The organism is Micromonospora sp. bgisy143 (assembly GCF_057708145.1).
Genome location: NZ_JBYIRN010000013.1, coordinates 1 through 15,590, shown reverse-complemented (window position 1 = coordinate 15,590; position 15,590 = coordinate 1). Strand labels below are relative to the sequence as shown.

The 15,590-nt window shown below is 68.0% G+C and carries 14 protein-coding genes; 8 read left to right on the top strand and 6 right to left on the bottom strand.

All coding sequences use genetic code 11. The features are described from left to right. The first annotated feature begins 25 nt into the window (after positions 1–25). Both AC3EN4_RS16720 and AC3EN4_RS16715 read left to right on the top strand, forming a co-directional pair. Entirely contained in the window at positions 26–1,540 is a 1,515-nt protein-coding gene (locus AC3EN4_RS16720) for a chymotrypsin family serine protease (RefSeq protein ID WP_435206720.1), read from the top strand. Between the two features lie 11 nt (positions 1,541–1,551). Continuing rightward, positions 1,552–4,515 (top strand): golvesin C-terminal-like domain-containing protein, encoded by a 2,964-nt coding sequence (locus AC3EN4_RS16715; protein ID WP_435206719.1) that lies wholly within the window; start codon positions 1,552–1,554, stop codon positions 4,513–4,515. Positions 4,516–4,588: 73 nt separating this feature from the next. Here the strand turns inward: AC3EN4_RS16715 and AC3EN4_RS16710 are convergent, their stop codons facing one another. Together AC3EN4_RS16710 and AC3EN4_RS16705 are read right to left on the bottom strand one after the other, a co-directional pair. After that, the gene (locus AC3EN4_RS16710) at positions 4,589–5,125 is read right to left on the bottom strand and encodes a DUF2690 domain-containing protein (protein ID WP_435206718.1); all 537 of its coding nucleotides are present in this window, start codon (positions 5,123–5,125) and stop codon (positions 4,589–4,591) included. Between the two features lie 484 nt (positions 5,126–5,609). Beyond that, entirely contained in the window at positions 5,610–5,837 is a 228-nt protein-coding gene (locus AC3EN4_RS16705) for a hypothetical protein (protein WP_435206717.1), read from the bottom strand. Between AC3EN4_RS16705 and AC3EN4_RS16700 the strand changes: the two genes are divergently transcribed. Beyond that, on the top strand, positions 5,826–6,401 hold the full coding sequence (locus tag AC3EN4_RS16700) for an AfsR/SARP family transcriptional regulator (protein ID WP_435206716.1): 576 nt from the start codon (positions 5,826–5,828) through the stop codon (positions 6,399–6,401). The genes AC3EN4_RS16705 and AC3EN4_RS16700 overlap by 12 nt on opposite strands. A 73-nt stretch (positions 6,402–6,474) precedes the next feature. On the opposite strand, the gene AC3EN4_RS16695 is transcribed toward AC3EN4_RS16700, so the two are convergent. Next, positions 6,475–7,002 (bottom strand): DUF2690 domain-containing protein, encoded by a 528-nt coding sequence (locus AC3EN4_RS16695; protein WP_435206715.1) that lies wholly within the window; start codon positions 7,000–7,002, stop codon positions 6,475–6,477. Between the two features lie 181 nt (positions 7,003–7,183). Next, entirely contained in the window at positions 7,184–9,346 is a 2,163-nt protein-coding gene (locus AC3EN4_RS16690; RefSeq protein ID WP_488179833.1) for a transglycosylase domain-containing protein, read from the bottom strand. A 4-nt stretch (positions 9,347–9,350) separates the two neighbouring features. Here AC3EN4_RS16690 and AC3EN4_RS16685 point away from each other — a divergent pair, with 4 nt between their 5' ends. Continuing rightward, positions 9,351–10,040, top strand: a complete 690-nt coding sequence (locus AC3EN4_RS16685; protein WP_488179832.1) for a hypothetical protein — start codon at positions 9,351–9,353, stop codon at positions 10,038–10,040. A gap of 139 nt (positions 10,041–10,179) precedes the next feature. Here the strand turns inward: AC3EN4_RS16685 and AC3EN4_RS16680 are convergent, their stop codons facing one another. Beyond that, positions 10,180–10,635, bottom strand: coding sequence for a DUF5318 domain-containing protein (locus tag AC3EN4_RS16680; protein WP_422737531.1), 456 nt, complete (start codon positions 10,633–10,635; stop codon positions 10,180–10,182). 175 nt (positions 10,636–10,810) lie between these two features. On the opposite strand from AC3EN4_RS16680, the gene AC3EN4_RS16675 reads away from it, so the two are divergent. Both AC3EN4_RS16675 and AC3EN4_RS16670 read left to right on the top strand, forming a co-directional pair. Beyond that, complete coding sequence (locus AC3EN4_RS16675) at positions 10,811–11,449, top strand: PadR family transcriptional regulator (protein ID WP_422737532.1); 639 nt, start codon at positions 10,811–10,813, stop codon at positions 11,447–11,449. 23 nt (positions 11,450–11,472) lie between these two features. Continuing rightward, a complete protein-coding gene (locus AC3EN4_RS16670; protein ID WP_422737533.1) occupies positions 11,473–12,552 on the top strand; it encodes an inositol-3-phosphate synthase in 1,080 nt (359 codons plus the stop codon). 119 nt (positions 12,553–12,671) lie between these two features. Here the strand turns inward: AC3EN4_RS16670 and AC3EN4_RS16665 are convergent, their stop codons facing one another. Next, complete coding sequence (locus AC3EN4_RS16665; protein ID WP_435206713.1) at positions 12,672–13,151, bottom strand: methylated-DNA--[protein]-cysteine S-methyltransferase; 480 nt, start codon at positions 13,149–13,151, stop codon at positions 12,672–12,674. Between the two features lie 147 nt (positions 13,152–13,298). Between AC3EN4_RS16665 and AC3EN4_RS16660 the strand changes: the two genes are divergently transcribed. Both AC3EN4_RS16660 and AC3EN4_RS16655 read left to right on the top strand, forming a co-directional pair. Next, on the top strand, positions 13,299–13,841 hold the full coding sequence (locus AC3EN4_RS16660) for a hypothetical protein (RefSeq protein ID WP_435206712.1): 543 nt from the start codon (positions 13,299–13,301) through the stop codon (positions 13,839–13,841). 27 nt (positions 13,842–13,868) lie between these two features. Further along, on the top strand, positions 13,869–15,398 hold the full coding sequence (locus AC3EN4_RS16655) for a flotillin family protein (protein ID WP_422737536.1): 1,530 nt from the start codon (positions 13,869–13,871) through the stop codon (positions 15,396–15,398). Positions 15,399–15,590: the final 192 nt, after the last annotated feature.

Below are 15,590 nucleotides of genomic sequence, written 5' to 3'. Positions count from 1 at the left end.
CGGATTGAAGGGTTCGGCAAGATCCATGGGGTGGCTGCTCACCGCCGGCATGGCCAGTGCGGCACTCGCCGTACTGCCCGTGTCAGCGGAGGCGGCGGGAACCACCGACAAGCCGGGCAGGGTGTCACGGACGCCTGCGGCCGCGGACAAGCTGTTCGCGGCTGACACTCAGGGCGCGACGCCGGCACAACGCGCGCGGATGGCCGCCGAGGCACCGCTGGCCGCGGCGGCGGTACGTATCCGCACTGCTGCCGAGGCGAGGCAGTCAGGCTTCGCGGGTGTGGCTCTTCGGCAAGGGACAGTGACTGTCTATTGGCGGGGCAAGGTCCCGGCGGACGTGCGCCGCGTGCTTGATCAGGAGCGTGCGCACGTTCCGGTGCAGGTCGAGCCCGCCCACTACGCGGCTCACGAACTCGCTCGAGCTGCCGAGAAGATCAGGGCCAGCGGCAACCGGTCGATACGGTCTGTCGCCTACACCGTGCGGGGCGACGGTATTACGGCCACCGTGTCGAGCGGGGCCAAATCCTCTCTCCGACTGCCGGACGTCGGCGTGCCGGTCACGGTGCGGAGCGAACCGGATCTGCCCGCGCTCAGCGGCCGGACCGAAACGCCGGACGGCCGCAGCACCACTGCTGGAGTTGCTGCCGACGCAGTCACCTGGCCCAGTCCGAGCCGCCAGGATGACACGACGCCGGCATGGGGAGGCGCACACATCATCAACTCGAGCACCAACCGCGGCAATGGCGGTTGGAGTGTTCGACTTGATTCCGGCGAGGTTGTCGATGCCGACACGAAATGGCACTGCACCTCAGGCGTCCCGATTCTGGACGACGCCACGAACACCGAACTGATGGTCGGCCCGGCGAGTTGTGGTACTCCCGGTCAAACCTACGTCGACCCCAGTGGGGACGTGGTGAACGAGACGACGGGTGTCGACGCAGCCTGGCACAAGCCAATCCGCGGCGTCACCTTGACCAAGCCGAAGGGCGGTGCCGAGCCGGCCGTTTACGACGGCACCGGCTGGACGCAGGACGGTTGGCAGATCGATGCCTGGGAGTCGCCGATCGCCGGTCAACAGGTGTGCGTTTCGGGCGCCGAAACCGGAACGTTCTGCGGGGTGGAGATGACCGAGTTCGTCGGCAGCAACACCGTCTGGATCGAGAGTTACCAGGGAGACCTGGAGGAGGCCAGGGGCGTATCGGTCATCAAGGCCGACATCAACGAGCCCGGCACCGTGTGGCCTGATCGCCGCACCTACATCCTGAAAGATGGAAGCCCATGTAATGGCTTCCCCTTCCTCAAGGATTACGACTCCATCGGATGCAGCTCCATCGCGTTCGGCGATGGAGACATGGGTGGAGCGGTCTACACCATACCCAGCGAAGGTCCCGAGTCCGGGATTCTGATCAAGGGGATCATTCTGCGGATTCACGGCGGGCGTGACGAGAACCCGTTCAACTACGACATGGTGGGTGTCGACAAAATTGCGGCTGCGTACCCCAACATGACCGAGCTGACCGTCCGCAACGACCGACGATGAAGGAGACTGGAATGACAGTTGACCCCATCAGGAGGGGTACCTTCCTGCGGTTGGCGCTGATGACCGTGGGTGCGGTGGGCCTCAGCCTGTTGCAGGTTCCGGCGGCACAGGCCCGACCGGAGGCAGAACCGAAGGCCGGAGCCGGTGTGCCGGCCGAAGCGGTTCCCAGCGCCGATCGGGACAAGGTGCTGGGCGCGTCGTGGCGCACGTCAACGGACCGGGCATGGACCACGGCGGGCGACGCCGAGGGCCTTCATGTGCTGGTGGCGGATGCCGCCGACGGCTATGCGTGGCGTACCGTCGCAACGCTACGCGAGGGTGGCTTCGACACCGACCGGTGGATTGGCAATGCCTGCGTCACGTCGTCCGGGCGCCGCGCGGTCGTCGTCTATGCCCCACGCAACTTCACCAACAAGACCGAGTTGAGCGGGCGGGGCGGTTTCACGGCTGTCGTCGATCTGCAGACCGGAAAGGTCACCAAACTTCCGGTCACGACAAGCCTCGCGTACTTCAATCCGGGCTGCGGTGCGGGTGAGTCCGCTGCGCTGACCCAGGAGGGCGACGAAGGGTTGCCCGGTACCCAACTGCTGCGGCTTGACGCCGAACGCGGCACGCTGGGGGCCAAGGTCAAGATCAACGGCCAGTTCACCTCGGCGGTGTCGACGCGGGACGGCTTCGTCGGCGGACTGAGCGACAGGCTCGCCGCAGTCGACACTGCGGGCCGGGTGCGGATGGTGGCGAGGAGCCGAGGCGTGCCGTTCGCGATCCGAGCGGACAAAGACGGCGGGCTCAACTTCCTGGAGGCGGATGGAACCGCCATGCGGGCACGTCGACAGGTCGGCAGCAGTGTCACCACTCTCGCCGAGGGTCCGATCGGCACGTTCGGTCTGGAGCGCGGCGACAGCGGTCGGGTGTTCCTGACCGGCACTCCGAAGACGGTGAAGCCGCTACCAGCAGCGGTACGCCGACTGAGCGTGCCAGTTCAGGCAGAGATCTCCACAAACGGCGACCTGGCCTTCGAGCGGACGATGACGGCCGAGGAGACCCTGCCCGGGTCGACAGTGTCAGTCGGCACCCGGGCACCTCTCCGGCTGGGTGCCCGAGCCATGAAGTCCGGCCATGAGCTCGCCTTCCGGGTGAACACTGTGGAGACGGCCCCCACGTCGGACAGTCCGGCCATCGGCGTGCCCCGACCGGCGTCGAGTGGCAGATCGCTGGGGTCCAGCGCAGTCGATGACGTACTGGAGCCGTACACGCCACAGGACCCGGACCCCTGGTGTTCGGTGCCGCGCAACGACATGGCCACGCTCGCCTACCATCCGCGCCCTCGTCAGATCGAGTGGGCCGTCGACTACGGCATCTTCGGAGCGTTGACCCAGAGCCGTCCCGCCAACTACCGGGGCTTCGGCCTGCCGGCCTACTCGCCCCAGGGGATGTTCCCGCCTCGGGCGCTTGCCGGCGGCGGCCATGTTGCTGCCCAGGTCATGCTCGGCATCCTGGCTCAGGAATCCAACCTCTGGCAGGCGTCCCAGACGGAGTCCGGCGAGTACGGCAACCCGCTGATCGGCAACTACTACGGCCGCCGCTACTACGACTCCGACACCAGCGACGACTGGCGGATCCACTGGGACGAGGCCGACTGCGGCTACGGCGTCAGCCAGGTGACCGACGGTATGCGCAAGGCCGGGAAGGAGAAGCCGGGCGAGACCGCCAGACCGGTCAACCACCAGCGGGCGATCGCCCTCGACTACGCGGCGAACATCTCCGCGGGCTTGCAGATCCTGCAGGACAAGTGGAACCAGACGTACAACGCAGGACTGAGGATCAACAACGCCGACCCGACCCGGATCGAGAACTGGTTCTTCGCCGCCTGGGCGTACAACAGTGGTTTCTACCCGGACAAGGGTGATGGCTCACCCTGGGGCGTGGGTTGGGGAAACAACCCCATCAACCCGCGGTACGACCCGACGCGACACCCGTTCCTGGACGTGCGGGACCCGCTCAACCCAGACGACAACGTGCCGGTCTTCAGCGACGCGGCGCATCCACAGGACTGGCCCTACCAGGAGAAGGTCATCGGGTGGGCTGCTCAGTCGATCGACACCGGCGATGACGGGGTTGGCTTCCGCACGGCGTTCTGGAACGGCGAACCGGTCGAGGCGCGGCTGCGGCGTTCCGCGGCCAAGCCACAGATCTGGATGTTCTGCGATTCCACCAACAATTGTGACCAGCTCCAGCGGGTGCAACCGAACGAGCCGGGCTTGGAGGGCGAGAAGCCGGGGCCCTGCCTCCACAAGAACAGCGCCGGCCAGTACGACCTGAAGTGCTGGTACCACAAACCCGTGACCTGGAAGAGCGATTGCGAGGAGACCTGCGGTTACGAGGGCATTCGGTACGATGTACCGGACAACTACTCCGAGCCGGCAGACGGTACGCACAATCCGCCACGGTGCACGGCCAGTCAACTGCCGTCCAACGCGATCGTGGTCGACTACGTTCTCTCCGGAACCAGCATGCCGCGGTGCGGTGGCGTCGGACCACGCAATGACGGGTCGGTGAAATTCGAGTTCGGCAGTGGCTGGCCGAACGAGTACACCGCGAAGATCGACCTTCACCAGGTGGACAACGGCTTCGGGGGTCATCACTGGTTCAGCAGGGCGCGCGGATCGACCAAGTTCCAGGTGATCGGTACGTGGAAACCGCCGTCGTCGTACTCCGGTTGGACCGGCATCTACGCCTACATCCCCATGACCGGGGCTCGGGTGAATGACGCGATCTACGAGGTCCAGACGGGTGACGGCCGGACCCGTCAGGTGCGGGTGGACCAGGATTACCACAAGGGCGGCTGGGTGTGGCTCGGCAACTTCAGCCTCCGCTCCGGCGCCAGCGTGAGGCTCGACTCTTTCAAGTCGGCACCGACCGAGAAGACCATCGGGTTCGACGCCGTGGCGTTCGTTCCCGGCGGCGGCTCATAAGGTGAGTGCCGCATCGGGCTGCTGCGAAAACGCAGCCCGATGCGGCACTCCGCACGGCGATGGAACGGCAGGATCAGTACTTGGACGTCCACCAGGTGCTGGGGCCCGCAGTGGCTTCCGCCCTCGCGAGAAGTCCGGCGTCGTTCACCATCTGGGTGTAATAGGCGTCAACGAAACCGCTGTACGACGTACGGACGCGACCGTCGGAGTAGTAGCTGCGGATGGTCGGGTAGTAGAAGTCCGACCCGACCCGAGCCCAGGCGGTGCGGCAGCGGGGACTGTACCGCAGCTCCAGGGTGATGCCGCTGGTGTTCGAGGCGACAGTCGTCGCATCGTCCGCGCAGTAGTGGTAGCACGACGTGCATCCGCTGTAGTAGATCTTGTAGGTGGCCGGGTTCTTCCCGTCGCACGTCGATCCGCAGCCGGCACTGGCCAGCTCCGCGTCCGGGATCATCGTGGCGGTGCTGGGGTCCAGATCCTGCGCCCTGATCGTGGTGGACGAGCTGTCCGGCGCCGACGGTGCCGACATCGCGGCCTGCGGGGCGACGACGGCACCCCCCAGGCAGATCAGCAGCGTGGCGCCCAGTCGGACGAGATTTCTCTTCAGCACGGTAGTTCCTCCAGTGTCGATGGAATGAGTGGAGGATCCAACCGCCGGCCATCAAGCCGTCACCAGCTCTCCACAGTCCGGTCAATCGCCCTGATGGCGCGACGCGACGCAGCGCGGACGATGCAGCGACGCCCGCCACGGCACCGGACGGCCGGCGCGTGCCGAGCCGCCGTGCGGTGTTCAGCCGCCGCGTCGACACCGGCACGGAAGCGCCCCGCGGGAAGTCCGGACGATGGCTGTACGCAGGCAATCCATCCCCTGAGGCCAGGGCTGTGTACCGCGCCGAGCCACTCGGGCACGAGGCCCTTAGCAGGCGTTCAGATTTCACTCAGATGATCTTGAGCGATGCTTGACGGACATCCAGGACCGACTATGCTGAGTCACAGCTTGCTACGGCAAATGCACCGAACGCAACACGGGGGCTCAATTGGAAATCTCGTTCTTAGGACCATTAACCGTCAAATCGGGATTAATGGTTCTACCTCTAGGTGGAGACCGGAATCGCAGACTTCTCGCCGCTCTCCTGATCGATGCCAACAAACCGGTACCGATCGACCGGCTCATCGACGTCCTGTGGGGAGAGCAGCCACCCAGCACCGCCCGCCAGCAGGTACAGAATCGGCTCGGCAAGCTCCGGCGCCTCTTCGGGCAGACGCATGCCCCACAGATCAACCGGGTCGGGCGGGGCTACTGCCTTGAAGTGCGCGAGCATCAGGTCGACGGGCTCACGTTCCGCAGGCTCTGCGCCGAAGCCGACCACGCTCAACGACTCGGGCAGTTCGAGCGCGCGGCCGGTAACCTCAAGGCGGCCCTCGGCCTCTGGCGGGGCTCCGCCCTGGAGGGCATCGATTCACCCGCCTTGAGCGCAGACGCTCTCCGTTGGGAGGAATCCAGACTCAGGGCCATCGAGACGTTGGTGGAGCTGGAGTTCAGCTGCGGCCGACACAGCGCCATCACCGCCGATCTGCGCACCTGGGTCCAGCGCTACCCCTATCACGAGGGTCTGCACTGCCGGCTCGCCGAGGCTCTGCACCTGAGGTCTCGCACGGGTGAGGCGCTGATGCTGCTGCACCAGTTGAAGATGCGGCTCGCCACCGAGCTGGGCATCAATCCGGGCACCTCGGTGCAGGAGATGCACCTTCGCCTGGTCGGCGCATCGCCCGACCCCGAGACGCCTCAGTCCAGCCGAGCAGTTGAAGCGCTCCGCCGGGCATTGACTGAAACGACACAGTCCCTGAAGGTGCTCACCAACGCCTTGGAGTGCCTCAACAACTGAGTTGTACGCACCTGACACGTGCAGGGGAGCGCACCGGTCGGTGCGCTCCCCTGCATGTGGACCTCTGCCCGACTCACCACCAAGCGGTGCAGGTCCAGCCTTCGCCCGGGCCGGTCGGGTCGAAACAGGCCTGCGCCTCCAGCCCTGCGTCATTGACCATGTTCGTGTACTCGGACGGGTAGAAGGCGCTCATCGACGTCCGCTGCGTGCCGTTGGTGTAGCGGCTGACCACCTTGAAGATCACGTCGCTCGCGGCGGTCTTCGCCCAAGCCGTACGACAACGAGGGCTGTAGCGCAGGCTGACGCTGCCGAAGGAGTTCGAGACGCTGTACTGGGTGATCGCGTCGTCAGCGCACTTGTAGTAGCTCGAGCCGTTGTAGTAGATCTTGAAGTAGGGATCCTTCCCGTCGCACGACGATCCGCAGCCGCTCGTGGCGAGCGTCGCCGCGTCGATCCGGGTGCCCTGCCCCGCCGCGATCACCGCCTCGACGTCGGATGCGGACGCGGGCTGGGCCGGCGCGGCCTGGGCCGGGGTGGGACCGGCGAGGAAGCTCAGGGCGAGAGCCGAGGCGAGGCCGGGGAGGAGCAACAGTCGCTTCATGGTTCTCCTGATCAGGTGACGGGGACAACGGCAGCCTGGCATCGGCCGTCATCGCGCTTCCATCGACCACTCATCAGTCCTGGGGAGTCATCATCAACGTCCTACTCGGGACGGTGAGCACAGCAAAACGCCGCCGCCGGCCGGACAGATCGTCCGGCCGGCGGCGGCGTGCGGTGTGGTCCTAGTTTCTTCCGCCAACTCCGGGACCGCCGGGGTTGTTTCCACCGGGGTTGCCGTCGTTGCGGGGGCAGAACGGATTGGTCAACGGGTCGCACGGCTGACCCGGCTGGCCGGGCTGACCGGGCTGGCCCGGGGGCGGCGGCGGTGGTGCCGCGGGCTCCTTGCCGTTGCCCTTGGTGACGTCGCCCTCGCCGGTGACGCTGGGCAGGGGAATCTCCTCCTGGCCCTTGAGCGCGGCGTTCATGTACTTCTCCCAGATGGGACCGGGCAGCGTCGAACCGCCGACGGGCTTGCCACTCGCGAGGCGGATCTGGGGCTTCTTGATATCCCGACTGCCCACCCAGACGGCCGTGGCGTTCTGCGGGGTGTACCCGACCGTCCACGCGTGCGCGTTGTCCTTGTCGTTCCACTCCCAGGTGCCCGTCTTCGCGGCGGCCTGACGGCCGTCTTCGAGCGAGAGATGGTTGGGGGCGGGGATCTGCTTGAGGACGCCGGTCACCTCATCGGTGATCTTCTTGTCGATCCGCTGCTCAGGCTTGATCCGCTCGCTGCCGACGACCTTCCACTTACCGGTGTCCTTGTCCTGCTGCTCCACCTTGATGACGAAGTGCGCCTTGATGTACTTGCCGTCGTTGGCGAAGGTGGCCATCGCGTTCGCGTGGTCGAACACGGTGAGCGGGTACTTGCCGAAACCGGTGTAGTTGTCGAAGGGGTTCTTCCCCTTCTTCGACAGGTCGTAGGCCTGCGGCGGGTTGACGTCCCACATGGTGGTGACGCCGGCCTTCCGGGCCATGTCGACGACCTTGTCGGCGCCGATGGTGTCGGCGACCCAGTAGAAGGGCACGTTGTACGACTGGATCGTCGACTCTTCGAGGGTGCAGTACTTGCCGCACTTGAGGTTGGTCCGGCCGGCGTTCCCGATCGGGTCCTTGGAACCCTCGGGCTTGTACGGCGTGGGGTCCCAGTGCGACTTGACGGAGATGCCGGCCTCGATCGCGGCGGCGAGGGTGTAGACCTTCATCGAGGAGCCCGGCGGGTGACCACCGACCAGGTCGCCGTTCTTGTCGATGTTCTTGCCGGCGTAGTCGAAGTCGGCGCCGCTGTCACCGCCGTAGTAGGCGAGCACGCGGCCCTTCTTCGGGTCGATCGAGACCACGGCCGCCATCAGGTTCTTGGGCTGGTCGTTGAGCTCCGAGCCCTTCTTCGACTGCATGGCGACGTTCTCGGCGGCCGTCTGGAGCTTCGGGTCGATGGTCGTGGTGATCCGGTAGCCGCCGTCCCGCAGCGCGTCGACACAGCTCGTCTTGCCCTCCGCGCCGGTGTCGGAGCAGAGGCCCATCGCGTCCATCTCCTGACGGACGTAGTTGATGACGTTGCCCCGGGGGGTGTCGACGCCGAAGCCGTTGCCGCCCTTCTTCGGTGGCAACACCTTCGGGTATTCGATCGGGGCGGCCGGGTCCAGCCACTTCTCCTTCTTCATCCCGTCGATCACGTAGTCCCACCGGGTCTTGGCGTCGGTCGGGTTGACCGCCGGGTCGTAACCCTTGTGGGTGTCGGTCGCAACGGGTTGCTTGATCAATGCGGCCAGGACCGCGCCCTCGGCGGGGGTCAGCTTGATCGCCGACTTGCCGAAGTACGTCTGTGCCGCCGCCTCGATGCCGTACGCACCGCGTCCGAAGTAGATGACGTTGAGGTAGTGCTGCATGATCTCCGGCTTGCTGTACGCGTCGTTCAGCTTGGAGGCGAGGATGGCCTCCTTCACCTTGCGGCCGTACGTGTCGTCCTGGAGATTCTCGAACGCGTTGCGGGCGTACTGCTGGGTGATCGTCGAGGCGCCCTGCTTGTCACCGTTGGAGACGTTGTTCCACGCGGCCCGGACGATGCCCTTGTAGTCGACGCCCGAGTGCCGGTAGAAGTTCCGGTCCTCGGCTGCCGCCACCGCGTGCTGCACGTGCTCCGGAATCTGGTTGATGGTGACGAAGGTGCGGTTCTCGCTGCCCAGCTTGGCGAGCGTGGTCTTGCCGTCCTTGGCGTACACGGTCGTGGACAGCGGCAGCGGCAACTCGTTGGGCATGACGACGTTCGTCGAGTAGTAGGTGAACCCGACCACACCGACGCCGGCGAGCATGATGAAGACGGCGAACCCGGCGATCAGCAGGTTCATCCGCTTGCGCTTCTTGGCCCGGGCCGCCGCGGCCGGGTCACCCGCGCCGCGACCACCTCGGCCACCGCGTCCGGGTCCGTTCGGTCCACCCGGACCGTTCGGACCGCCGGGACCACCGGGCCCGCCGGAGACTGGCGAGACGCTCGCCCGGGCGACCGCGGCACGGCCGCCCACCGACGCGGAGCCGACGCTGGCCCGGCCCGCCGAGGCGGCGCCGACGGCGGCGGTGCCGACCCGGGCCCGACCGGCGGGCGCTCCCGGCGCCGGGGACACCGGAACGGACGCCCGCCCGGCCCCGGCGCGACCGGTGGCCGCACCCGGCGCCGGCGACACGGGCACCGAGGCCCGCCCGCTGCGGCCGGGAGTGGCCGAGCCCACCGCCGCGGATCCGGCGGCGGCGCCGCCGGGCGGAGGCACGGAGGCCGAGCCGCCGACCGACGCACGACCGCCGGCGGCTCTCGGTGTCACCGAGGCTCGGCCGGGGGGCGCCGCGGGCTCCGCGGAAGACCAGCCGCCCGCGCGGGAGTCACCGCCGGGTCTGCGGTACGCGTCGTCCGCGCCCGGTCCGGGGTCACCGTCCGGGCCCGGGTACTGGGCCCGACCGCGCGCGGAGCTGGGATCGCCGTACGAGTTCATTCTTCACACCCTGCCGGTCGCGGTGGGGCGCGACAGCGCCGCCACCGGGTTGCCGTGAGTTGCTTCACCCGGAGCACCGGCACGGGGGTGCCGGTTCGCCAGGGTCATTGCCGAATCAATCGGGCCAATCGGACCAACGAGTGGTCGGCCGTCCCGGTTCATGTTCACAGCCCCGGAGCCGGTCGAACCCACTGAGATCACCGTTGCGCCTCTCGCCTCCGCCGACCCACGCCCTCGGCGGCCGCGGCGTCCTGCTCGTCAGCGCCAACACCGTCGCCGTCGCCGGTGAGACCCTCCCGACCGAGCAGGTACTGCTCGACGAGATGGTTCCAGTCACAGCCGAGGCACACCTCCACCACGAAGACCTGGAACTCACGTAGCGTCATCGCCAGCACGGGCAGCTCGGCGAGTGTCCGAGCCTGTCCGGCGGACTGCTTGAGTTCGTCCCCGTAAATGTAGTGGACCAGCGTCAGATTCTCGCTGCGACAGATGGGACAGCGCAGCTCGGTGGGCTCGCCGTGGAACCGTGCAGCGTTCTTCAGGTACGGCGACGCGTCACACACGTCGTACGTGCCGATGCGGCCGGCCATCAGCTCACGCAGCACTGCTCGCTTCTGAAGCGAGTAGTCGACGATCTGGCGCTGCGTACGCATGCGGAGAAGGGTACGCGGTCCGGCCCGGCGAGGCGACCACGGTCACGATGCGTGATGACAGCATCCCGGAACGGGGGTTTGTGCTGGCCGGCGGCAACGGCTAACGTGCGATGTATCGGTCCGATACATCGTGGCGGTTATCGCTCCGCGCCGGAGGGTAAAGAGAGGATGGCCAGTGCTCGAATTCGCCATCCTCGGCCTCCTGCAGGAGTCTCCGATGCACGGCTATGAGCTGCGCAAGGAGCTGACCGCCAAACTCGGTGCGATCCGGGCGGCGATCAGCTACGGCTCGCTCTACCCGACCCTGCGCAGGTTGCAGGCGGCGGGATGGATCACCGAAGCCGCCGAGACACCCGCCACCGCCGAGGAGGTTCCCGCGCTGACCAGCCGACGAGGTCGGGTGGTCTACAAAATCACCGCGGAGGGCAAGGAACGCTTCGCCCAGCTCATCGCACAGGCCGGCCCCGAGACGTACGACGACACGGGTTTCGGCGTGCACTTCGCGTTCTTCGCCCGGACCGACCAGGCGACCCGCCTGCGCATTCTGGAGGGTCGCCGCCGCAAGATCGAGGAACGTCGTGAAGGCCTTCGCGACGTGCTGGGCCGGGCGGCCGAGCGCCTCGACGCTTACACCTTGGAACTGCAGCGCCACGGCCTGGACGCCTGTGAGCGTGAGGTCCGCTGGCTGGAGGAGCTCATCGCCAACGAGCGCTCCGGCCGAGCCCCGACGGTCCCCCATCCGGGGACAGCCGGTGGCCGACGAGAAGACAACAGCCCGCCTCCACCTGGAGAGACCAGGAAAGAGCGGCCGTGACAGAAAAGAAGGAGGCAGACGCTATGGGCTCCGTCCGCGTCGCCATCGTCGGTGTGGGTAACTGCGCCTCGTCCCTGGTTCAGGGCGTCGAGTACTACCGCAACGCCGACCCGAACGACCGCGTCCCGGGTCTCATGCACGTCACCTTCGGCGACTACCACGTCTCTGACGTTCAGTTCGTCGCGGCGTTCGACGTCGACGCCAAGAAGGTGGGCATGGACCTCGCGGAGGCGATCGTCGCCAGCGAGAACAACACCATCAAGCTCTGCGACGTGCCGCCGACCGGCGTCACCGTGCAGCGCGGCCCGACCTTCGACGGTCTGGGCCAGTACTACCGCGAGATCGTCGAGGAGTCCGACGCCACCCCGGTCGACGTGGCCCAGGCGCTGCGCGACGCGCAGGTCGACGTCGTCGTCTCCTACCTGCCGGTCGGCTCCGAGCAGGCCGACAAGTTCTACGCTCAGGCCGCGATCGACGCCGGTTGCGCGTTCGTCAACGCCCTGCCGGTCTTCATCGCCTCCGACCCCGAGTGGGCGCAGAAGTTCACCGACGCGGGTCTGCCGATCGTCGGCGACGACATCAAGAGCCAGGTCGGTGCGACCATCGTGCACCGCGCGCTCGCGAAGCTCTTCGAGGACCGCGGTGTCGAGCTGCTGCGCACGTACCAGCTCAACTTCGGCGGCAACATGGACTTCATGAACATGCTGGAGCGCAACCGCCTGGTCTCGAAGAAGATCTCGAAGACCCAATCGGTCACTTCGCAGATCCCGCACGAGATGAGCAAGAGCGACGTGCACATCGGCCCGTCGGACCACGTGCCGTGGCTGGACGACCGCAAGTGGGCGTACATCCGCCTGGAGGGTCGCTCCTTCGGCGACACCCCGCTCAACGCCGAGCTCAAGCTCGAGGTGTGGGACTCGCCGAACTCCGCCGGTGTCATCATCGACGCCGTCCGGGCCGCGAAGATCGCGCTGGACCGCAAGATCGGCGGCCCGATCCTGTCGGCCTCGTCGTACTTCATGAAGTCCCCGCCGGTGCAGTACGCCGACCACGACGCCCACCAGGCCGTGGAGGAGTTCATCGCCGGCGAGGTCGAGCGCTGACGCGCTGATCACCAGCACCGCCGAAGGGCCGGGTCCGTGTGGACCCGGCCCTTCGGGCTTCATACCCGGGTACGCGTCCCGTGATCCTCAGCACCGCCCACGGGACCTCCGCAGCAGGTTCAGGACCAGGCGTGTCGCAGCGCGACCCCAGCCTCCAACTCCAGCAGCGTGACCTTGCGAGGCAGGCCGCCACCGAAGCCGACCAGCTTGCCGCCCGCGCCGACGATCCGGTGACACGGCACGAGCACGGGAACCGGGTTTCGGTTGCAGGCCACCCCCACCGCCCGGGCCCCGCCAGGGTCGCCGACCAGCCGAGCCACCTCGCCGTACGTCAGCGTCTGGCCGTACGGGATGCGGGTCATCTCCCGCCACACCGCCCGCTCGAACTCGGAGCCGCGCGGGGCCGACACGGGAACCGTGAACGCGGTCAGCTCGCCGGCGAAGTACGCCCGCAGCTCGGCCACGACCTGCCGGGACAGCGGATCGGCCGGCTCGTCGGTGGCCCCGTCCACCCGGCCGAAGTGGGCTCCGCAGACGCTCGTGCCGTCGGTGGCCACGGAGAACTCGCCGATCGGTGAGTCAAGCACGGTCCAGCGCACGAACCCATTGTCCCCGACGCGAAGCCGTCACCCCCACCCGCGCCGATCTTGCACTTTCTGTCGTCACCAAAGGTACGAACCACCACGTAACAACGACACAATGTGCAAGATCGGCGGGGCGGGGGCGGGCTCGGAACGTCAGGTTGGATGTTGCGCGGCGTCGATACCGTGCAGGTCATGGCCACGGGGACGCTCGTTTTCCTGATCATCGGCGGGGCCGGTGTCACGGTGCTGGCACTCGCCCTGCTCGGCAGCGAGTTGCTCCACTTCGGGCACCCCGACGTGGACGGGCCGATCTCCACCGAGGCGGTCGCCGGCTTCGCCGGAGCGTTCGGCTTCGGCGGGGCCATCGTCAACGAGCTGCTCGGCGCGCGTACCCCCGGAATGATCGCCGGCGCGGCGGCCGGCGGCCTGCTCGCGGCCGTGCCCACGGCGTGGCTGGCGTCCCGCTTCAGCCGGGCGGCGCGCAACATGCGCACCGACCCCACCCCCACCCGCGACGACCTGGTCGGCGCGCTCGGCCTGGTCGTCACGCCGGTGCCCCTCGACGGGTACGGCGAGGTGCGGGTACGCGTCGCCGGCCAGCCGGTCAAGCTCAACGCCCGCGCCGACCAGCCGATCCCGATCGGCGCGCAGGTCTTCGTCGTGCAGGCGCTGAGTGAGACCAGCGTGCACGTCGAGACCTACTGATTCCTTCTCGTAGACAGGACCCCCTCCATGCCCCTGTTGATAGCTGTCGTGGGCGCGGTCGTCCTCGCGCTCGTCCTGGTGTTGTTCGTGCTGTCCCGGATCAAGGTGGCCGGGCCGAACGAGGCGTTCATCGTCACGGGTCGCAAGGGCCGCACCACGCACACCGCGGACGGCGGCCGGTCGACCGACACCTCCGGGCAGAAGGTGGTGCTCGGCGCCTCGGTCTTCGTGCTCCCGGTGGTGCAGAAGCTCCAGTCGCTCGACCTGTCCAGCCGGCGGATCGACGTGGGCATCCGGGGCGCGGTCAGCAAGCAGGGCATCCGTGCCGACCTGCACGGAGTGGCGATCGTCAAGGTCGGCGGCACCGAGGACGCGATCCGCGCGGCCGCCCAACGGTTCCTGCACCAGCAGGACGAGATCGACAACTTCACCCGGGAGGTGCTGGCGGGGGCGCTGCGTTCGATCGTCGGTCGGCTCACCGTCGAGGAGGTCATCCGGGACCGGGCGGCGTTCGCCAGCGCCGTGGCCGAGGAGGCCGAGCACTCGATGACCAACCAGGGTCTGGTGCTCGACACGTTCCAGCTCCAGGACATCCTCGCCGAAGGCTCCTACCTGCAGGACCTGGGTCGGCCGGAGGCAGCCCGGGTACTCAAGGACGCGGCCATCGCCGAGGCGCGGGCCCGGCAGCAGGCTGAGCAGGAGCGCCTGCTCGCCGAGGAGGCCATCGCCGAGGCGAACCGCAACCTGGCCCTCAAGCAGGCCGGCATCCAGGCGGAGATCGACGCGGCGAAGGCCAAGTCGGCCGCGGCCGGGCCGCTCGCCCAGGCGGAACGGGACCAGGCGATCCTCTCCGAGCAGCAGAAGGTGGCCGAGCGCAACGCCGAGCTGAAGCAGCGCCAACTGGACACCGAGGTGCGCAAGCCGGCCGACGCCGCCCGGTACAAGGTGGAGCAGGAGGCCGAGGCGGCCCGCAACGCGGCGGTACTCAGCGCGGACGCACAGCGCCAGGCGGTCATCGCCGCCGCGCAGGCGTCCGCCGAGCAGGCGCGGCTCACCGGTGAGGGCGAGCGGGCCCGCCGTGCGGCACTGGCCGAGGCGAACGCGATCGAGGGCGCCAAGGAGGGTGAGGCCGAGCAGCGGCGGCGCTCCGCCATCGCCGAGGCGGTCGAGCGCGAGGGGCAGGCCGAGGCGGCGGCCATCCTGGCCAAGGGTGAGGCCGAGGCCGACGCGATGGCCCGCAAGGCCGAGGCGTTCGCCGCGTACGGCGAGGCTGCGGTGCTGGACCTCCTGGTCAAGGTGCTGCCGCAGGTCGTCGAGGCAGCCAGCGCTCCGATCGGGGCGATCGACAAGATGACGGTCATCTCCACCGAAGGCGCGTCGTCGCTGACCAAGTCGGTAGCCGGCAACGTGGCGCAGGGCTTGCAGCTCGGCAGCGACCTCACCGGCATCGACCTGGCCGGCCTGCTGGCCCGCCTCGGCTCAGCCTCGACGCCCGGCAACGGCAGCTCGACCGGCAAGGGCGCGGCAGTAGACGGAACAGCCGTAGAAACCCGCTAGCCCACGCTGCCCCCGCCCCGCGCCCCCGTCCCCGCGCCGCGCCGCCGCGCCCCCCACGCCGTCAATCTTGCACTTTCTGTCGCGACGAAAGAGGACAGTCCCCCTCATATCGACCACAGAAAGTGCAAGATCGGCGGGGTTCGGGGCGCGGAGCGCGGGGTTCGGGGCGCGGAGCGCGGGGTTCGGGGCGCG

Coding starts and splice junctions, on each gene's coding strand:
- AC3EN4_RS16720 (WP_435206720.1), top strand. CDS start 26: ATGGGGTGGCTGCTCACCGCCGGCATGGCCAGTGCGGCACTCGCCGTA.
- AC3EN4_RS16715 (WP_435206719.1), top strand. CDS start 1,552: ATGACAGTTGACCCCATCAGGAGGGGTACCTTCCTGCGGTTGGCGCTG.
- AC3EN4_RS16705 (WP_435206717.1), bottom strand. CDS start 5,837: ATGCTCGCGCACTTCAAGGCAGTAGCCCCGCCCGACCCGGTTGATCTG.
- AC3EN4_RS16695 (WP_435206715.1), bottom strand. CDS start 7,002: ATGAAGCGACTGTTGCTCCTCCCCGGCCTCGCCTCGGCTCTCGCCCTG.
- AC3EN4_RS16690 (WP_488179833.1), bottom strand. CDS start 9,346: ATGAACCTGCTGATCGCCGGGTTCGCCGTCTTCATCATGCTCGCCGGC.
- AC3EN4_RS16680 (WP_422737531.1), bottom strand. CDS start 10,635: ATGCGTACGCAGCGCCAGATCGTCGACTACTCGCTTCAGAAGCGAGCA.
- AC3EN4_RS16670 (WP_422737533.1), top strand. CDS start 11,473: ATGGGCTCCGTCCGCGTCGCCATCGTCGGTGTGGGTAACTGCGCCTCG.
- AC3EN4_RS16660 (WP_435206712.1), top strand. CDS start 13,299: ATGTTGCGCGGCGTCGATACCGTGCAGGTCATGGCCACGGGGACGCTC.
- AC3EN4_RS16655 (WP_422737536.1), top strand. CDS start 13,869: ATGCCCCTGTTGATAGCTGTCGTGGGCGCGGTCGTCCTCGCGCTCGTC.